The 16551-nt window shown below is 70.0% G+C and carries 14 protein-coding genes; 10 read left to right on the forward strand and 4 right to left on the reverse strand.

Annotation, left to right across the window (positions count from 1 at the left end; translation table 11 throughout):
- Nucleotides 1-77: 77 nt before the first annotated feature.
- Together OG219_RS37830 and OG219_RS37835 are read left to right on the forward strand one after the other, a co-directional pair.
- Nucleotides 78-1244 carry a lactonase family protein gene (locus OG219_RS37830; RefSeq protein WP_266834330.1) on the forward strand — a complete coding sequence of 389 codons (1167 nt, stop codon included), beginning with the start codon at nucleotides 78-80 and terminating at the stop codon, nucleotides 1242-1244.
- A 256-nt stretch (nucleotides 1245-1500) separates the two neighbouring features.
- The gene (locus tag OG219_RS37835) at nucleotides 1501-3210 is read left to right on the forward strand and encodes a carboxylesterase/lipase family protein (protein WP_266834332.1); all 1710 of its coding nucleotides are present in this window, start codon (nucleotides 1501-1503) and stop codon (nucleotides 3208-3210) included.
- A 52-nt stretch (nucleotides 3211-3262) separates the two neighbouring features.
- Here OG219_RS37835 and OG219_RS37840 read toward each other — a convergent pair whose 3' ends face one another.
- Complete coding sequence (locus OG219_RS37840) at nucleotides 3263-3772, reverse strand: MarR family winged helix-turn-helix transcriptional regulator (protein ID WP_266834334.1); 510 nt, start codon at nucleotides 3770-3772, stop codon at nucleotides 3263-3265.
- 98 nt (nucleotides 3773-3870) lie between these two features.
- On the opposite strand from OG219_RS37840, the gene OG219_RS37845 reads away from it, so the two are divergent.
- From OG219_RS37845 to OG219_RS37875, 7 genes are all read left to right on the forward strand, one after another.
- On the forward strand, nucleotides 3871-5349 hold the full coding sequence (locus OG219_RS37845) for an MFS transporter (protein ID WP_266834337.1): 1479 nt from the start codon (nucleotides 3871-3873) through the stop codon (nucleotides 5347-5349).
- Nucleotides 5350-5385: 36 nt separating this feature from the next.
- Nucleotides 5386-6795, forward strand: a complete 1410-nt coding sequence (locus OG219_RS37850; RefSeq protein WP_266834339.1) for a cytochrome ubiquinol oxidase subunit I — start codon at nucleotides 5386-5388, stop codon at nucleotides 6793-6795.
- On the forward strand, nucleotides 6792-7793 hold the full coding sequence (locus OG219_RS37855) for a cytochrome d ubiquinol oxidase subunit II (protein WP_266834341.1): 1002 nt from the start codon (nucleotides 6792-6794) through the stop codon (nucleotides 7791-7793). Before OG219_RS37850 ends, OG219_RS37855 begins: the two co-directional genes overlap by 4 nt.
- Nucleotides 7790-8020: a hypothetical protein gene (locus OG219_RS37860; protein ID WP_266834343.1), complete on the forward strand. Its 231-nt coding sequence runs from the start codon at nucleotides 7790-7792 to the stop codon at nucleotides 8018-8020. The genes OG219_RS37855 and OG219_RS37860 overlap by 4 nt, the downstream gene beginning before the upstream one ends.
- Complete coding sequence (locus OG219_RS37865) at nucleotides 8007-9704, forward strand: ABC transporter ATP-binding protein/permease (protein WP_266834345.1); 1698 nt, start codon at nucleotides 8007-8009, stop codon at nucleotides 9702-9704. Before OG219_RS37860 ends, OG219_RS37865 begins: the two co-directional genes overlap by 14 nt.
- Nucleotides 9701-11281 (forward strand): ATP-binding cassette domain-containing protein, encoded by a 1581-nt coding sequence (locus tag OG219_RS37870; RefSeq protein WP_266834347.1) that lies wholly within the window; start codon nucleotides 9701-9703, stop codon nucleotides 11279-11281. Before OG219_RS37865 ends, OG219_RS37870 begins: the two co-directional genes overlap by 4 nt.
- A gap of 110 nt (nucleotides 11282-11391) precedes the next feature.
- On the forward strand, nucleotides 11392-12072 hold the full coding sequence (locus OG219_RS37875; RefSeq protein WP_266834349.1) for a sigma-70 family RNA polymerase sigma factor: 681 nt from the start codon (nucleotides 11392-11394) through the stop codon (nucleotides 12070-12072).
- A 67-nt stretch (nucleotides 12073-12139) separates the two neighbouring features.
- On the opposite strand, the gene OG219_RS37880 is transcribed toward OG219_RS37875, so the two are convergent.
- Nucleotides 12140-13300, reverse strand: a complete 1161-nt coding sequence (locus tag OG219_RS37880) for a magnesium and cobalt transport protein CorA (protein WP_266834351.1) — start codon at nucleotides 13298-13300, stop codon at nucleotides 12140-12142.
- A 239-nt stretch (nucleotides 13301-13539) separates the two neighbouring features.
- Between OG219_RS37880 and OG219_RS37885 the strand changes: the two genes are divergently transcribed.
- Nucleotides 13540-14649: a winged helix DNA-binding domain-containing protein gene (locus tag OG219_RS37885; protein WP_266834353.1), complete on the forward strand. Its 1110-nt coding sequence runs from the start codon at nucleotides 13540-13542 to the stop codon at nucleotides 14647-14649.
- 58 nt (nucleotides 14650-14707) lie between these two features.
- Here OG219_RS37885 and OG219_RS37890 read toward each other — a convergent pair whose 3' ends face one another.
- Together OG219_RS37890 and OG219_RS37895 are read right to left on the reverse strand one after the other, a co-directional pair.
- Nucleotides 14708-15352 carry a LysE family translocator gene (locus OG219_RS37890; protein ID WP_266834355.1) on the reverse strand — a complete coding sequence of 215 codons (645 nt, stop codon included), beginning with the start codon at nucleotides 15350-15352 and terminating at the stop codon, nucleotides 14708-14710.
- Nucleotides 15353-15580: 228 nt separating this feature from the next.
- Complete coding sequence (locus tag OG219_RS37895; RefSeq protein ID WP_266834357.1) at nucleotides 15581-16369, reverse strand: trypsin-like serine protease; 789 nt, start codon at nucleotides 16367-16369, stop codon at nucleotides 15581-15583.
- Nucleotides 16370-16551 lie beyond the last annotated feature (182 nt).

The following is a 16551-nucleotide window of genomic DNA, read 5'->3' on the forward strand; positions in this document are numbered from 1 at the left end:
GCGACAATATTGTGGGCAATATGTGTGACAAAAGTTCCTACAGTTCTTGAAGAGGCTCAGGGAGAGAGGTCCGCTTGATGAACGACGACTCAGGATCCGTACAGCCGTCCCGTAGAACGGTGTTGGGCGCCATGGCGGCGTCCGCGGTGGCGGGAGTGCCGCTGTTATCCGCCGCCGCCGCTCCGACCGACCTGCTCCATGTCGGCGGCTGGGGCCTCGGCCAGTTGAACGCGCTGAGGTTCGACCCGTCCGACGCGACCATGACGCTGGTCGGGCCGGTGGCGCAGGCCGGCTCGAACTGGATGACCGCCCACCCGACGAAGCCTGTCCTGTATGCCACCGGCGGCGAATCCGGCGGCATCATCCGCGTCTTCCACGTCGACAGGGCCTCCGGCGCGCTGGAGCAGTTCGGCGAGATCGCGACGCAGGCGACACCGGCCAACGGCGGACTGTCGTACCTGGGAGTGGACGTCCGGTCGAAGACGCTGCTCGCCGCGGACTTCGCGGCCGGCACCCTCGCCTCCGTCCCGATAGGCAGGGACGGCGGGCTCGGCGCGGTGGTGTCCCGGGTGCAGGACACCGGCTCCGGACCCCACCCACGGCAACAGGGGCCGCATGCCCACCACGTGGTCATCGACCCGAGCGGCAGGTTCGCGCTGGTCCCGGACCTCGGCGCCGACCGGATCTTCGTCTACCGCTTCGACCGGGCCACGCGCGCCCTGTCCGCGGGTACGCCCGACGGCCCGCGCACCTACGCGACGGCGCCGGGGTCGGGGCCACGCCGCGTGGCCTTCCACCCGAGCGGGGGATTCGTCTACCTGTTGAACGAGCTGACCGCCGACATCCAGGCCCTGCGGTGGAGTCATGAAGACGGGGTGCTGACCCACCTCCAGAGCCTGCCGACCGACGCGCCCGGACACACCGGGACCACCAGCGCCGCGGAACTGGCCATCAGCGGCGACGGCCGCTTCGTCTACACCTCCAACCGCGGCGAGAACACCCTGGTCGTCTTCGCGGCGGACCGCAGGACCGGCCTGCTCACCCTGGTCCAGCGCATCCCCTGCGGGGGACTCACCCCGTGGAGCTTCTCCTTCCACCCCAGCGGGGAATGGCTGTTCGTCGCGAACCAGGCCAGCAGCACGGTGAACCTCTTCGCCGTCGACCCGCGGTCCGGGCGGCTCACGGACACCGGCGCGTCCGTACCCGTACCGAGGCCCGCCTGCATCACGTTCAGCCGCCACTGACCTCCCGTCAGGTCGAGCGCAGCGACTCGGCGACCCGCACCGCCTCGTCGGCGAGCAGTTCCACCAGCGCGAATGGCTGTCAACCTCGCAGGGCGCAACTTCAGCGTGCACGGCGGAAGCTGTGAGTCCAGGTCACAGCGCTTGTTCCACTTCTTGAAACGACCACAGCATGGGACGACTCAACCGTTGAAGGCGGAACGGACGCCGAGCCGTGCACTTTGGAGCGTCCGTTTCTCCAATCCGACAGGGAGCCCCTGTGAGTTTGAGAGACGTCCCCCACCCCGATCACGACACCCAGGGCATCGGCCGCCGTCGTGTACTCGGAAGCGCCGTCGGTGCCGCGGCCGGCGCCACACTGCTGGGCGGCCTGACGGCTGGGTCCGCGTCGGCCGCCCCCGCGTCAGCCGCCTCCCGCGCCGTCGCGGATCGTCCGGTGCGTACCCGGTCCGGCCTGGTGACCGGTGTCCCGGCCGCCCTGGACGGAATCACCGTCTACAAAGGCATCCCGTATGCCGCCTCGACCGCCGGCGGGAACCGCTGGCGTGCGCCGCAGCCGGCGCCGTCCTGGACGGGCGTCCGCGCCGCCGACACCTGGGGCGCCGCCTGCCCCCAGCCGGTCAACGGCATAGCCGCCGACAAGGTGCCGCCGCTGAGCGAGGACTGCCTGAACCTCAACGTCTGGACAGGCGCGGCCGGTTCGGGCGAGCGCCGCCCGGTGTTCCTGTGGATCTACGGCGGCCGCAACTCCGCCATGTGGGCCTCGCAGCAGGTCTACGACGGCGCCAACCTGGCAGCCAAGGGCGCGGTCGTCGTCACCTACAACCACCGCATCGGCGCCTTCGGCAACCTCGCCCACCCCGAACTGAGCACGGAGGGCGGGCACGGCGGCTCCGGCAACTGGGGCGTGCTGGACACGGTGGCGGCCCTGAAGTGGATCCGGAACAACATCGCCGCGTTCGGCGGTGACCCGGAGCGGGTGACCATCGCCGGCTGGTCGCACGGCTCGTCGTTCGTCAACATCCTGATGATCTCGAAGCTGGCCCGGGGCCTGTACCACCGGGCGCTGCTCGCGGCCGGCGTGCAGTACACCAAGGACCCGGCACTCGGCCATGTGGCGGGCGGCTACGACACGTTGGCCGCCGCCGAGGCCAACGGCACCGCGTTCGCCGACTACATGGGCGCGTCCTCGCTGACCGGCCTGCGGGCGCTGACCGCGGACGAGATCGTGGCGAAGGTCTACGCGTCCGGCGCACCGGCCGTCGGCACCGACTTCGGCAACGTCCTGGACGGCTACGTCCTGCCGACCACCTACACCGGCGCCATGGAGTCCGGGACGGAGTACGACGTGCCGGTGTTCACCGGCAACAATAAGGACGAGAACGGCGCCTCGCCGACCCTCGCGATGACCGTCGCCCAGTACCAGGCGTACGCCTCGACGACCTTCGGGGACCAGGCCGCCGACTTCCTCGCGCTCTACCCCGCCACCACCGACGCGGAGGCGGCCGCCCAGTACAACAACTACGCGCGAGACGAGGAACGCGTCTCCACCTTCCTGTGGGGCACCCAGTTCCGCAACACCGCCGGAAACCGCAGCGCCATCTACAACTACTGGTGGACCCACGCCCCTCCCGGCACCGACCCCACCAACCCGATCGAGCCCGCGAACGGCGCCGGCGCCTACCACGGCGCGGAGAAGTACTACCTCTTCGGCAACCTCTACGGCACCGACCGCCCCTGGACCGACGCCGACTACGCCATCGCCGACACCACGTCCTCGTACGTCGCGAACTTCGTGGCCACTGGCAACCCCAACGGCCGCTCCCTGCCCGCCTGGCCGGCCCTGCGGACGACCAAACCGCTCGCCATGGAACTCGGCGACCGCTTCACCACTCTCCCGGCGGCCGACAGCGACGCCAAGTACGCCTTCCTGAAGGACTATCTGGAGTCCCAGGCGACGGCCTACTGACCCGGGCCCGTCCCGCCGCTTGAAAATCACGTACAGGCTGACGCAGACGACGTCATGGCCCTGTTGTCGAAGGTGTGGCGCGGGGCCGTGGTCGACCCCTGGTCAGTCCGGCTTCCACGGCGGCGAGCAGTGTGAGGGCCGCGTCGAGGTGTCGGGTGTCATGGCCGGCGGCCGCGGAGACGGCCGCGGCCCATTCCTGCCGTACGAGGATGGTGTTGCTGCTTCCGCGTTCCGTGGAGTGGACCGTCACTCCGCGGCCGTCGTCCGAGTGGGCGTGCCGCTCGATGAAGCCCTTGTTCTCGAGTCCCCGCAGGACCGTGGAGAGGTTGGTGCGCTGCAGTCCGGTCGCGGCGGCGATGCGGCTGGGCGTGGCGGCGGGGTCGCTCTTCAGGTAGCGCATGACCATGCCTTCGGACTGTGACAGGTGGACAGCCCGCTCGTCCGTGTAGCGGCGGAACTGGATCTCGCGGCTGATGATCAGTACGAGGTCGGCCAGCTCGGCCCACCGCTGCTCGTCGCCCGGTCCGGCCGCGGGGCCTGTCTGCTGCGCTCCGTCGTGCATCACATCTCCCGGTTGCGGGTTGCCAAGAAAGTAGTTATGACATCATACTCGTCATGCCCTCATAGTTATGAGTGCATAACTACTACCGAGGAACCGTCATGACGACAACCCTTTCCCCCGGGCAGGCCGGGACTGCGACGGACTCGCCCCGCGCCATGGCCCGCGCGGGCGGACTGCACCCGTTCGGGGTGTTCATCCTGCTGGCCGGCGCGTTCCTGCCGATCATGGACTTCTTCATCACCAACGTGGCCCTGCCCAGCATCGACGCCTCGCTGCACGCCTCCGCGTCGTCGCTGGAGCTGGTGATCGCCGGGTACGGCGTCGCGTACGCGACCCTGCTGGTCCTCGGCGGCCGACTGGGCGACCGCTACGGCCGCCGCCGAATCTTCCTCGGGGCGCTCGTGGGCTTCGTGCTGGCCTCCTTGGCCTGCGGTGTCGCCCCGAGCGTGGGTGCGCTGATCGCGGCCCGCATCGTCCAGGGCGCCACCGCCGCCCTGCTCATCCCGCAGGTGCTTGCGACCTTCCACCACGTCCTCGAAGGGGAGCGCAAGGCTCGCGCTGTGGCCCTGTACGGGGCCACCTCCGGAATCGCCGCCGTGGTCGGGCAGTTGGTGGGCGGCCTGCTGGTCAGCGCCGACATAGCCGGGACTTCCTGGCGGCCGATCTTTCTGGTGAACGTGCCCATCGGCGCGGTCGTGCTCCTGGTCGCGGCCCGGATCGTGCCCGACACCCGCTCGCACCACCCCGTCGGCATCGACCTGCCCGGCACCGTCCTGTTCGCCGCCACCCTGACCGCCCTGCTGGTGCCGCTGACCGAGGGGCACTCCCTGGGCTGGCCTTGGTGGACCTGGCTGATGCTCGCCGTCGCGATCATCCTCGCCGCCGTCACCTACGTCGTGGAGAAGCGCACCGAGCGGCGAGGCGAGGTCCCACTGCTGCCGCCGTCCCTGCTGCGCCTGCCGTCGATGTCCCGCGGACTCGCCATGGTGTTCGTCTTCAGCATCGGCTTCGGCGCGTTCATGTTCGTCTTCGCCCTCACCGTCCAGAACGGCCTGCACGCCGACGCCCTGCACAGCGGGCTGGCGATCCTGCCGATGGCTCTGCTCTTCTTCGCCGGTTCACTGGTCGCGCCCCGCGTGATCACGCGGTTCGGCCGGGCGGCGCTGTCCGCCGGCGCCGTCGTCCAACTCGCCGGACTGGCCTCACTGGTGACGGTCCTGCTCGCCAACTGGCCGCACGTCAGCCTGTGGTCGATGGCGCTTCCGCTGGCCCTGGTAGGTGCCGGACAGTCGATGCTGTTCGCCGGCCTGTTCCGCAGCGTGCTCGCCGACGTCCCCACCCACCTGGCCGGTATCGGCAGCGGTGTGCTGATCACCTTGCAGCAGAGCGGACTGGCTCTCGGTGTGGCCACCCTCGGCACCCTCTATCTGGCCCTGGCGCCGCACAACGTCGTCCACGCGTTCGCCGGAGTCGAGTACGTGCAGATGGGCATCGTCGCCCTCCTCGCGGTCGGCGCCGCCGCCCTGCCGCGCTTCAACAAGGGCACGTCGGCCGCCACTCCCGTCGTCGACGCCTGAACCCGCCCCTCTCGAATCTCTCGTAAGGGAGCAGTGATGAGTCTTCTCGACTTGTCGCGATGGCAGTTCGCCATCACCGTCATGTTCCACATGACCTTCCCGGCGATCACCGTCGGACTCTCGATCTTCCTGTCGGTCGTCTACGGCCTGTACTGGCGCACCGGTAAGGCGGTCTACCTGCAGATGTTCCGGTTCTGGCGGCGCATCTTCGCCGTCGGCTTCGCGATCGGCGTGGTCGCCGGAGCCGTCATCACCTTCCAGATGGGTCTCAACTGGGGTGTGTACGGCGCGAAGACAGGCCCGATCATCGGACCGATCATCGGCATGGAGGTCGTGACCGCCTTCTTCGTCGAGGCGGGCTTCATCGGCGTCCTGCTCTACGGGGACGGCCGCGTTCGCAAGGTCACGATGTTCGTGTCCACCGTGATGGTGTCGGTGGGCACCGTCCTGTCGTCCACGTGGATCATCGCGGCGAACTCGTGGATGCAGACGCCGGCCGGATTCAAGGTCGTCCACGGCCGGTTCGAGCCCACCGACTGGATGCGCGTCATCTTCAACCCGTCGTTCATCTGGCGCTGGCCGCACATGCTGGCCGCAGTTCTGATCTCGGCGGCGTTCTTCGTCGCAGGGATCTCGGCCTGGTACCTGGTCAAGGGGCGCGCGAAGGGCTTCGCCCGCCGCTCGATGTCGATCGCGCTCGGGATCGCCGCGCTGCTGATGCCCGTCCAGCTCTACCTCGGTGACAACGTGGCCGGGCATGAACTGCCGTACCAACTCTCGAAGTTGGAGGCGATCGAGGGCAACTGGGACAACGGCGACACCGGCTTCGTCCTGTTCTCGATACCGGACCAGCAAGCCGCGCGGAACATCGCCGAGCTCGACATTCCCTGCCTCGGCAGCTACATAGCCAAGGACCTCACCTGCAAGACGGCCATGCCCGGCCTGAAGCTCACCCCGGCAGCCGACCGGCCGGACATGGCCGCGACCTTCTGGGGCTTCCGAGTCATGTTCCTGGCGGCCGTCCTGATGTTCGGCACCGTGTTCGCCGCCACGGTCCTGCGCGTGCGCAACCGCCTGTGGACTGCGCGCCGCTTCCACCGGTTCGTCCTCTGGACGACACCGGTGGGGATCCTGGCCATCCTCGGAGGCTGGGTCACCGCCGAAGCGGGACGACAGCCGTGGATCGTGTTCGGTCAGCTCCGCACCTCGGCCGCGGTGTCCCACCTGGCACCCGGCGAAGTCCTGTTCTCGGTGATCGGCTTCTCCGTGCTCTACCTGATCATGCTGGTCGCCTACGTCGCCTACATCGTCCGCACCATGCGCATCGGCCCGGAACGCGACGACCCGCGACACGAACCTCCACCGCGGGACCTGCCGGACAGCGGCCATGACCGTCGCGCAGCGGACACCGCACCGCTCGGCTCCCGGGAGGTGGCGGCGCGATGACCACCACCCTCTGGTCGGCGACCGTACTCGTCTGCCTCCTGATGTACGTCGTGCTGGACGGCTACGACCTCGGAGTCGGCGTCGCCACCCTCTTCGAACGCGACCCCGCGCACCGGCGGCACATGCTTGAGACCGTCGCGGTGGGCTGGGACGGCAACGAGACCTGGCTCATCCTGCTCGGCGTCGCGCTCTGGGCGGGCTTCCCGCCGGCCTTCGGCACGATCCTGCCGCACGCCTACCTGCCGGTGACCGTGATGCTGTTCTCCCTCGTCGTGCGCGGTGTGAGCGTTGAGATGGCGTCCCAGGCGCCGCCGGCTCCCCGCTGGACCACCGCCTTCGGCGCGGCGTCGCTGCTGGCCTCGTTCGCGCAGGGCTTCGCCCTGGGCACACTGACCTCGGCAGTGCATCTGCGGGATGACGTGTACACCGGGTCGGCCTTCGGGGCGTTCAGCTGGTTCTGCGTGCCGGCGGGGCTCACTGTCACGGCCGCGTACACAGCTCTCGGCTACGCGTACACCAAGCACAAGTCGTCCGGACGGCTGCGCGATTCGGCGGCACGACGGGGTGCGGTCGCCACGGTGGTCGCCGGAGCGCTGCTCGTCCTTGTCCTCGTCACCGTCGACACCACGGCGGCACCGCTGAACCTCGACAGCCCGGGGCGCGCCTTCGCGTTCGCCGTCCTGCTGCTGTTCGCCGCCGGAGGAGCGGCCACCTCGCTCGTCACGTTCCCGTGGAAGCGGCGGTCCGGGGCGGCGGACATCCTGCCGCTCGGCGGGCTCGTGACCGCCACGGTGTCCGTGGTCCTCGCCCTGGGCGTGGCCCGCTACCCGGTGCTCCTGCCGCCGGGCCTCACCGTCGACAGCGCGGCCGGCCCGCACTCCACGATGGTCTTCATCCTCGTGGGCATCGGCCTGAACATGCCGCTGGTGCTGGCCTACAACGTCTTCGCCCACCGAGCCTTCGCAGGAAAGCTCGACACCGCAGGAGCGCACTCATGACCGCCCGAAGCTCACTCCCCACGCCAGTTCGCGTTGTGATGCGTCTGCTCTCCGCGGTCGTCTGGACCGTGCTGGGCCTGCTCGCCTACTTCGTCTGCCAGGGGATGTTCGGTGGATACGCGCAGATCCACTCGCAGCTGCTGACCACACTGGGCATGATCGCCATCGCTCTGATCGGTGGCATCGCGTGGATCGTCGACGAGCGGCGCCCTCATGACGACGAATGAGATGTACGAGAAGAGCGACAGCGCCTGGCTCGCCGCGTGCGCCGCGCCGGGACGGCACTGGTTCCACCTTTCGGGCGCCCTCCGGACATTGGAGACGCTGTTCACGATCACCCGCTGGGGCGCCCTGGCATGGACGGCCCAGGCAGCGATGGACCGGGCCAGGGCGCACGAGACGTGGGGCCTGGTGGCCTTCGCCGTCACGAGTGTGCTGGCGGTGGGCGCCGACTGGACGGCGGGCACGCTCGCCGAGCGGGGCGCGCGTGCCGTCGCGACCGGCCTGCGGCAGCAGTTGACGGGCGCTCTGCTGCCGACCGCCGGGCGGATCAGCGAGACCGGCCCGGCCGAGGCCGCATGGGCGATGGTCGATCTGGCCGACGACGTCGCCGACTTCCACGCGCGGACCGCGCCCCTGAGCCGGTCGGCACCGCTGTCGATGATCGCCGTACTGGCGGTCACGGCCGCTGTGCACTGGCCGGCTGCGATCGTGCTCGTCCTGAGCACCGCGCTGCTGCCCCTCAACATGCGCCTGGCAGGACTGTTCGCCCAGCACGGCGTGGACCGGCAGTCGGCCGCGACCCGGCACCTGAACGCCGTCGTCCTCGACAGCTTCCGCGGCATGCGGACGCTGCGCGAGCTCGGTGCGGTCGGCCGGCGCGGTCGAACCCTGACCACGGCCGCCGAGCAGCTGAACAAGGCGACGATGAGCGTGCTGCGCCGGGCCTTCCTGTCCGGGATGATCATGGACGTCGTCATCACGTTCTCCATCGCGGTGAACGCCACCTACATCGGCCTCTCGCTGCTCGGCTATGTGCAGGTGCCGCACGCGCCACGCCTCGACCTGTTCACCGGTCTGCTGGTGCTCCTCGTGTGTCCCATGTACTTCGCCCCCATGCGTGCCAGGGCCTCCGCCTTCCATCAGCGGGAACGCGCCCTGATCGCGGTCGGCGTCATCCGTGACATCGTCAATGACACCCCCGCCGAGGTGATCGGGGCGGTCCGTCCGCGGCTGACCGAGCCGGTCGGTGTGTCACTGACGGCTGTCCGGTTCCGCTACGGCGGCGCCGACGAGGACACCGTCACTGCCGACGCCGACTTCGCGCCAGGTACCTGGACCGCGATCACCGGTGCCTCCGGTTCCGGTAAGAGCACACTGCTGTCACTGATCGCCGGCTTGCGTCGGCCGTCGGCCGGCTCGGTCCGGTGGCAGACCTCGTTCGTACGGCGGGCTCCGGCCCTCGGCGGATGCGCCTGGGTCGGACAGCAGACCGTGCTGCTCGACGCGACCGTCCGCGACAACATCCGCCTCGGCCGTCCGGACGCCGCCGAGCAGCGGATCCGGCAGGCCGTCGAGGCCGCCGGGCTGAGCGCCGTGATCGAGGGCCTCCCCGAGGGGCTGAACACCCGTCTCGGCGAGGGTGGTTGGGGTGTGTCGACCGGCGAAGCCCGCCGGATCGCCATCGCCCGCGCCTTTCTGCGCGGAGCCCGGCTGTGGCTGCTCGACGAGCCGACCGCCCACCTCGACGCGGACAGTGAACGCGAGGTCGTCGAGGCCCTGCGGCGGGCCACCGACGGCTGCACCGTCATCGTCGCCACTCATTCCCTCCCGCTGGCCGCCGCGGCCGACACCGTGCTCGCGATCGACGACGGCCTCCTGCACGACGTGAGGCCGGTGAAGGGGCGATGAGTAGCAGCCGTAGCCCGAACGGCCGTGGTCGGCAGGCGCGTTCCCTCGCGGCCGGCGGGCTGGTGCTCGCGGTCGTCACCGAACTGTCCTCCGCCGGACTGCTCGGCCTGTCGGGCTGGTTCATCAGCGCATGCGCCGTCGCCGGGGCGGCCAACTTCAGCTCCTTCTCCTACATCGCCCCAAGCGGCGGTGTGCGTGCCTTCGCCACGGCCCGCGTCGCCGGCAACTACGGCAAGCGTCTGGTGCTGCACGCGGCCGCCCTGCGCCGGGTCGCCATCGCTCGGGCCGGTCTCTTCGACCGTGCCGCGGCCACCGACCGGGCACAGGCGGACGGCCTGTGGTCGGGTGAACTGCTCGACCGGAGCATGGCCGACGCCGACAGCGCCGGGATGGCACTGATCGGGTGGACAACCCCCGTCGCCGTCACCGCCGCGCTGACCGTCGGTGCCGTCCTCGGCGTCGCGGAGTCCACGTCAATCGTGCCGGCAGCCGTTCTCGCGGCCGGCGTCGTCATCATGGCGGTGATCGCCCACCGCGCTCCCGGCACCGCCCTCGAAGCTGAGCAGCACACCCGCAAGGCGCTGCGCGCCGAACTCGTCACCGCCGTCGACGCGTGGACGGAGCTGGCATCGCTCGGCGCCGCCGGGCAACTGGCGGCGCGTACGACGGCGAGGTTCACGCGACTCGACACCGCGCGCGACGGGGCCGGCCGGCGCAGGCACCGGACCGCGCTGACCACCGGCCTGATCGGTACGGCCACGGTGACCGCCACGGCCGCCACCGGCGGCGCACCGGATGCCCCCACGTTCGTGTTCGTCGCTCTGCTGTCTCTCGGCGTGCTGGCCCAGGCGGAGCAACTGGCGAACGCCGCCGAAGCCCGAGCCACCGCGCAGGCCGCCTGCCGCAGGCTCACAACAAGCGTGCCGCTCAGCGCGAGCGACACCACCGTTCCGGAGATACGGTCATGGTTCACCGAACAGGGCATTGGCTTCGCCGACTACGCCCTTCCGCCGACGGCCCTCCGGCCGGGGCGTGTCCTCGGTGCCACGGTTCCCCGAGGCGCGGTGCTCGTCGTCACCGGCCGCTCCGGCAGCGGCAAGAGCACCCTGCTCCGAGCCCTGGCCTCGTCGCTGCGGCAAGCGGCCGAAGGCTGCGACGGCCGGCCCGCCGTCGCGGCTGTCGCCGCTGACGACCACCTCTTCACCGGCACCCTCGGATCCAACTGGCGCCTCGCCGACCCCGTCCTGACCGACGACGAGATCGACGAACTCCTCGCCGAACTGCGGCTGAACGACAGCGGACTGACCGCCACAACCTCCGTCGGCCCCGGTGGGAGGCAACTCTCGGGCGGGGAGCTCCGCCGGGTCTACCTGGGCCGGGCCCTGGCCCGCCATCCGCAGGTCCTGATCGTCGACGAACCGGCCACGGGCCTGGACGACCGAACCGCCCGACACGTATTCGGCGTCCTCGCGAACCTGCGTGACACCACCGTCGTCATCGCCCTGCACGACGTACCGGCGTATCTCGAGCCGTCCGGACAGGCGACGCGGCTGTCGCTCGACCACAGCGGACCGTAATTCCTGCGATGCGGCCCGCCCCGCGCGAAGACGCGCAGATGAGCCGCCGCCAAGAACTCCCTTGACCGACGGCTGAAGGCAGGCCGTCGACGCACCTCCCAGGAGGCACCATGACCACAACACAACCCCGCTCCGCAGTAGCCGACTCGCCCGTCGTCCCCCATTGCGGGCAGCAGGACGGGACGCGGTCCGACGCGGAGCGGCAGGCCCGCTTCGAACCGGCCCTGACGTTTCTCGACCGGCTCTACTCCGCTGCCCTGCGCATGACCTGCCATCCGGCCGACGCCGAGGACCTCGTCCAGGAGACGTACGTCAGGGCGTACACCTCGTTCCATCAGTTCCGTGAGGGCACGAACCTCAAGGCATGGCTGTACCGCATCCTCACGACCACCTTCCTCAACTCCCGCCGCAGCCGGCGGCGCCGGCCGCAGTACGACGGCACGGCGGAGGTGGAGGACTGGCAGCTCGCCCGTGCCGAGTCGCACACGTCCACGGGCCTGCGTACGGCCGAATCCGAGGCGCTCGACCACCTGCCCGACGCGCAGGTCGAAGCGGCGCTGCGGGCCATACCCGAGGACTTCCGCATCGTCGTGTACCTCTTCGACGTCGAGGGCTTCACCGTCCGGGAGATCGCCGACATCATGCGGACCCCCGTCGGCACGGTGCTGTCGCGGCTGCACCGCGGGCGCCGACAGTTGCGCTCGCTGCTGGAGAGCTACGCCCGCGAGCACGGTCTCGTCCCGGCGGGCCGGTTTCGGGGCGGCGAGCGGAAGCGATGCGGCCACGCATGACAAGCAGGAGGATCCTCCACCGCCGCGCCACGAACTCTTGGTAGGTCAGCAGCTCTTGTGGCGTTGCTCAGAGCCAGTCCCGCCGCTTGAAGATCACGTACAGGCTGACGCAGACGACCCCCATCAGGCCGATGGCGAAGGGATATCCGAACCGCCAGCTCAACTCGGGCATGTTGTCGAAGTTCATGCCGTAGATGGTTCCGACGAGTGTGGGGGCGAACAGGATCGCCGCCCAGGACGAGATCTTCTTGATCTCCTCGTTCTGTTCGAAGCCCGCCTCCGCCAACGCACGCATTTCGGCGTTCTGTTGCTGGGTGACGAGGGTCGCGTTGACGGTGAGGATGTCGGTGAGGGCCTGGCGGAAGCCGTCGACGCGTTCGCTGGTGTGGGTGACGTGGTCGGCGACGTCGCGGAGGTAGCGCTGGAGTTCCTCGTCGGTGCGGTACTTGGCGAAGCCGGCCATGAGGGCGTGCAGCATGCCGACCAGAGGGCGGGTGGCGCGCTGGAACTCGACCATTTCCCGGGAGAGTTCGTAGATACGGCGGGACACCGCGGGGTCGCCGCGGAAGACCTCGGTCTCGATCTCGTCGATGTCGGTCTGGACGCCGGTCACGACCGGGACGTAGCCGTCGACCACGGAGTCGAGGATTGCGTAGAGGACGGCCTCCGGGCCGAGCTTCAGGAGCTCCGGGGTGTCCTCCATGCGGCGGCGCACCGCCGAGAGGTCCGGCGCCGCGCCGTGCCGGACCGTGATCACGAAGTCGGGGCCCACGAACACGTGCAGCTCGCCGAAGTCGACCTCCTCCAGCGCGTCCAGATAGCGCGCGGCACTCAGGACGACGAAGAGCGTCTCGCCGTAGCGCTCCAGCTTCGGACGCTGGTGCGCCTCCATCGCGTCCTCGACGGCGAGCGGGTGCAGGTCGAACTCGGCGGCCAGAGAGAGGAGTTCGGTTTCCGTCGGGCGGGCCAGGCCGATCCACGCCATGCCGTCCGGCTGCTCGCGCAGCTCACGGAAGGTGTCGGACAGGGACTTCGGGGTCGAGACGCGTACGCCGTCACGGTAGAGCGCCGCCTGTACGACGCTGCCTGCGTCGGCGGGTTCCGGTGACGGAGGGTCGGGGCGGGGCGCCGGGGGCTGCGCCGACGGCGGGGCCGGTGGGGTGAGTGCGCGTCGCCAGACGGATTTCTTGGCGCCCTTCGCGGCTGGGCGGGCACGTCGCTCGGACATCGCGGCTGCCTCCCCTGTCCTCTGTCGTCGCATGGAGCCTGAAGCACGAACGTGGAGCATGACGTGGAGCATGAACGTGGCGCGTGACGCACAGACGCGGTCGAACGTACGTCTCTGCGATCACGGAGCAGGATATACGGGTCAAATGTCCTCGGCGCGGGGGTGTGGCACCGCCAGGGTAGGGATTCTCCGCGAAATGAGGACAGAACCTGTCCGCAAGTCCCGCTAACGTGCGGAGCATGACGAAGAAGACCTCTGCGGCACCCGTGCTCGGCCCCCGCGCCCTCAACCGCGCGACCCTCGCCCGGCAGCTCCTCCTGAGCCGGTCCGCCCTGGGTGCCAGGGAGGCCGTCGAGCACCTCCTCGGCCTTCAGGCGCAGAACGTCAAGCCGCCGTACTACGCGCTCGCCGCCCGGCTGGCGGGCTTCACCCCCGAGGCGTTGTCGCAGCTCATGGCCGACCGTGAGGTCGTACGCCTCGTCACCATGCGCTCCACCATCCACACCCACACCGCCGACGACGCCCTCACCCTGCGCCCGCTCGTACAGGCCGCGCGCGACCGGGAACTCCACCAGTTCCGCAAGGGGCTCGAAGGCGTCGACCTGGACCGGCTCGCCTCGATCAGCCGGGAGCTCGTGGAGGCCGAGCCGCGCACCATGAAGCAGTTGCGTGAGGCGCTGCTCGTCGAGTGGCCCGACGCCGACCCGTTCGCGCTCTCGGTCGCCGCCCGCTGCCGGCTGCCGCTCGTCCAGGTCACCCCGCGCGGACTGTGGGGCCGGAGCGGCCAGGTCACGCTCACCACCGCCGAGCACTGGCTCGGCCGCCCGTCCGAGCCGGCGCCCGCCCCCGACGCGACCGTCCTGCGCTACCTCGCCGCCTTCGGGCCCGCCTCCGTCAAGGACATGCAGACCTGGGCGGGCCTGACCCGGCTGCGCGACGCCTTCGAACGGCTCAGGCCCCAGCTGCTCACCTTCCGCGACGAGAACGGCGTCGAGCTCTTCGACCTCCCGGACGCGCCTCGCCCGGACGCCGACACCCCGGCCCCGCCGCGCTTCCTCCCCGAGTTCGACAACCTGTTCCTCTCGCACGCCGACCGCTCCCGGCTGGGGTCCGCCGACCTCAAGGGCCGGACGTGGAAGGGCAACCAGGCCTACTGCGTGCTGCTCGTCGACGGTTTCCTGACGGGCGTATGGCGGCTGGAGGGGGAGGTCCTCACGATCGAGCTCTTCCACACGCTGACGAAGAGCCGACGTGAAGAGGTGGTGGGAGAGGCCGAGCGGATGATGGAGACGATGACCGGCTCGACCGCGGCCTCTTATGACATCCGCTTCGGGACGGTCGTCAAGTAGGGGCCCGGCCCCAACCCGTCACCGATGGGCCTCAGCCCCGGTCCGTCACCGATGGGGCTCAGTCCCGCCCCGTGACCGCGACCGTAACCCCCAGCCCGATCATCGCGCACCCGCCCGTGCCGCCGATCAGCGACAGCCGTCGGTCCGAGCGGGCGAACCAGGTGCGGGCCGCCGACGCGGTGAGGCCCCACAGGGTGTCCGTGACGAGGCCGATGGAGATCGGGATCAGGCCCAGCAGGAGCATCTGCAGGGGGAGTCGGCCCGCCGAGTGGTCCACGAACTGGGGGAGTACCGCGGCGAAGAAGACGATGCCCTTGGGGTTGGTGACGCCGACCAGTACGCCGTCGAGGACCGTGCGGAGATCTCCGCGGGCCGGGGAGGTGTCCCGGGTCGTGATCGCCGAGGCGTTCAGCTCCTTGCGGTGCCGGAACGCCTGTACGCCGAGGAACACGAGGTACGCGGCACCGGCCAGCTTCACCGCCAGGTAGACCGTCACCGAGCGTTCGACCAGCGAACCGATGCCGAAGGCGACCGCGACGACCAGCAGGTACGAGCCGACGACGTTGCCAAGGGCCGTCGCCACCGCGGTGCGGCGGCCGTGCGCGAGCGCCCGTCCGATGACGAACAGCACGCTGGGCCCCGGGATGACGATCACCAGGAGCGACATCGCGGCGAAGGCGAGAAAACGGTCCGTGGACACCATGGGGGCCATTCAAGCAGGCCGCCCGCAGCCGGGGTCAAGGAGAACCAGGAGCCCGACGGACGTGTGCCCGTCGGCGGCTCGGGCTGTGGGGGAAGCCGAACCGCCGACGGGCGGGTAAGTGGATAGGGGGCGTTGCGGGCCGCTCGTGGAGGCCCGCAACGCCCCCCGGCTTGCACCTGAGGGATACTCAGGAGTTCATCGGTGACCGCGAGTTGGAATGCCGGTCGGTTACGAGTTGACCTGCGCGGTCACCAGGCTGGAGAAGGTCGTCAGGCGGGTGTAGACACCCGGGTAGCCGGCCTCGGCGCAGCCTTCGCCCCAGGAGGTGATGCCTGCCAGGACGCCGCCGATGATCAGCGGGCCGCCGCTGTCGCCCTGGCAGGTGTCGACGCCGCCGGAGGTGTATCCGGCGCAGACCATGTCACTGGCGATGAAGTCGGAGCCGTACGAGCTCGCGCAGCTGGTGTTGGAGACGATCGGGACGGTCGCGGTCCGCAGCTGGTTGGAGGAGCTGCCGCCGGCCGAGGTGGTGCCCCAGCCGATGATGCGGGCGGTGGCGCCGGTCGCGTACACGCTGGTCTGCGAGGAGGAGACGTACGACGCGGGGGTGTACGACATCGCGGTCGACAAGGTCAGTACGGCCACGTCGTCGCCGTTGGTGGCGTCCGTGTAGTCGGGGTTGACCCAGATCTTGCTGACTCTGCTGACTGTGCCGTTCGTGCCGTTGAGGTACGTACGGCCGCCGACCACGCGGACGCTGCTGGTGGTTTCGCCGACCATGCAGTGGGCGGCGGTGACGACCTTCGTCGCCGAGACCAGGGTGCCGCCGCAGAACTGGTTCTGCGAGGCGTCCGTGATCTGCATCATGAACGGGTACGCGGTGGTGGTGGTCGTCGAGCCGCCGACGATGGGCTGGGGAGCGGCGACGGCACTGGGCGCGCCCAGCAGTGCCGTCGCGGCGGCAGCGGTCGCCACACAGGCGGCGGCGGTCTTCTTGGCGCGGTTGAGCCCGAACATGGATCTCCTCGGAAATTGCCGGTGGGGGACGCGCGGGTGTGGGGGGTGCTGCACGGCGCCGGCGGGCCGGTGCCGTGTGCCCGGGCGAGCGGCACTGGGATCAGGCTAGAAGCGGTACCCCTCCATCCCCAATGAGGGAAGCCCCTAGGGGAGTTGGGGGAGGGATAACCCTTGCTGTGCGG

It is taken from the genome of Streptomyces sp. NBC_00038, from assembly GCF_026343635.1.
Classification (GTDB): domain Bacteria; phylum Actinomycetota; class Actinomycetes; order Streptomycetales; family Streptomycetaceae; genus Streptomyces.

What these genes read in the sequence shown, in the direction of transcription:
- OG219_RS37855 (WP_266834341.1), top strand. Translation starts at nt 6,792, where the DNA reads ATGACCACCACCCTCTGGTCGGCGACCGTACTCGTCTGCCTCCTGATG.
- OG219_RS37885 (WP_266834353.1), top strand. Translation starts at nt 13,540, where the DNA reads ATGACGAAGAAGACCTCTGCGGCACCCGTGCTCGGCCCCCGCGCCCTC.
- OG219_RS37875 (WP_266834349.1), top strand. Translation starts at nt 11,392, where the DNA reads ATGACCACAACACAACCCCGCTCCGCAGTAGCCGACTCGCCCGTCGTC.
- OG219_RS37890 (WP_266834355.1), bottom strand. Translation starts at nt 15,352, where the DNA reads ATGGTGTCCACGGACCGTTTTCTCGCCTTCGCCGCGATGTCGCTCCTG.
- OG219_RS37865 (WP_266834345.1), top strand. Translation starts at nt 8,007, where the DNA reads ATGACGACGAATGAGATGTACGAGAAGAGCGACAGCGCCTGGCTCGCC.
- OG219_RS37880 (WP_266834351.1), bottom strand. Translation starts at nt 13,300, where the DNA reads ATGTCCGAGCGACGTGCCCGCCCAGCCGCGAAGGGCGCCAAGAAATCC.
- OG219_RS37850 (WP_266834339.1), top strand. Translation starts at nt 5,386, where the DNA reads ATGAGTCTTCTCGACTTGTCGCGATGGCAGTTCGCCATCACCGTCATG.
- OG219_RS37840 (WP_266834334.1), bottom strand. Translation starts at nt 3,772, where the DNA reads ATGCACGACGGAGCGCAGCAGACAGGCCCCGCGGCCGGACCGGGCGAC.
- OG219_RS37870 (WP_266834347.1), top strand. Translation starts at nt 9,701, where the DNA reads ATGAGTAGCAGCCGTAGCCCGAACGGCCGTGGTCGGCAGGCGCGTTCC.
- OG219_RS37845 (WP_266834337.1), top strand. Translation starts at nt 3,871, where the DNA reads ATGACGACAACCCTTTCCCCCGGGCAGGCCGGGACTGCGACGGACTCG.
- OG219_RS37895 (WP_266834357.1), bottom strand. Translation starts at nt 16,369, where the DNA reads ATGTTCGGGCTCAACCGCGCCAAGAAGACCGCCGCCGCCTGTGTGGCG.
- OG219_RS37830 (WP_266834330.1), top strand. Translation starts at nt 78, where the DNA reads ATGAACGACGACTCAGGATCCGTACAGCCGTCCCGTAGAACGGTGTTG.
- OG219_RS37860 (WP_266834343.1), top strand. Translation starts at nt 7,790, where the DNA reads ATGACCGCCCGAAGCTCACTCCCCACGCCAGTTCGCGTTGTGATGCGT.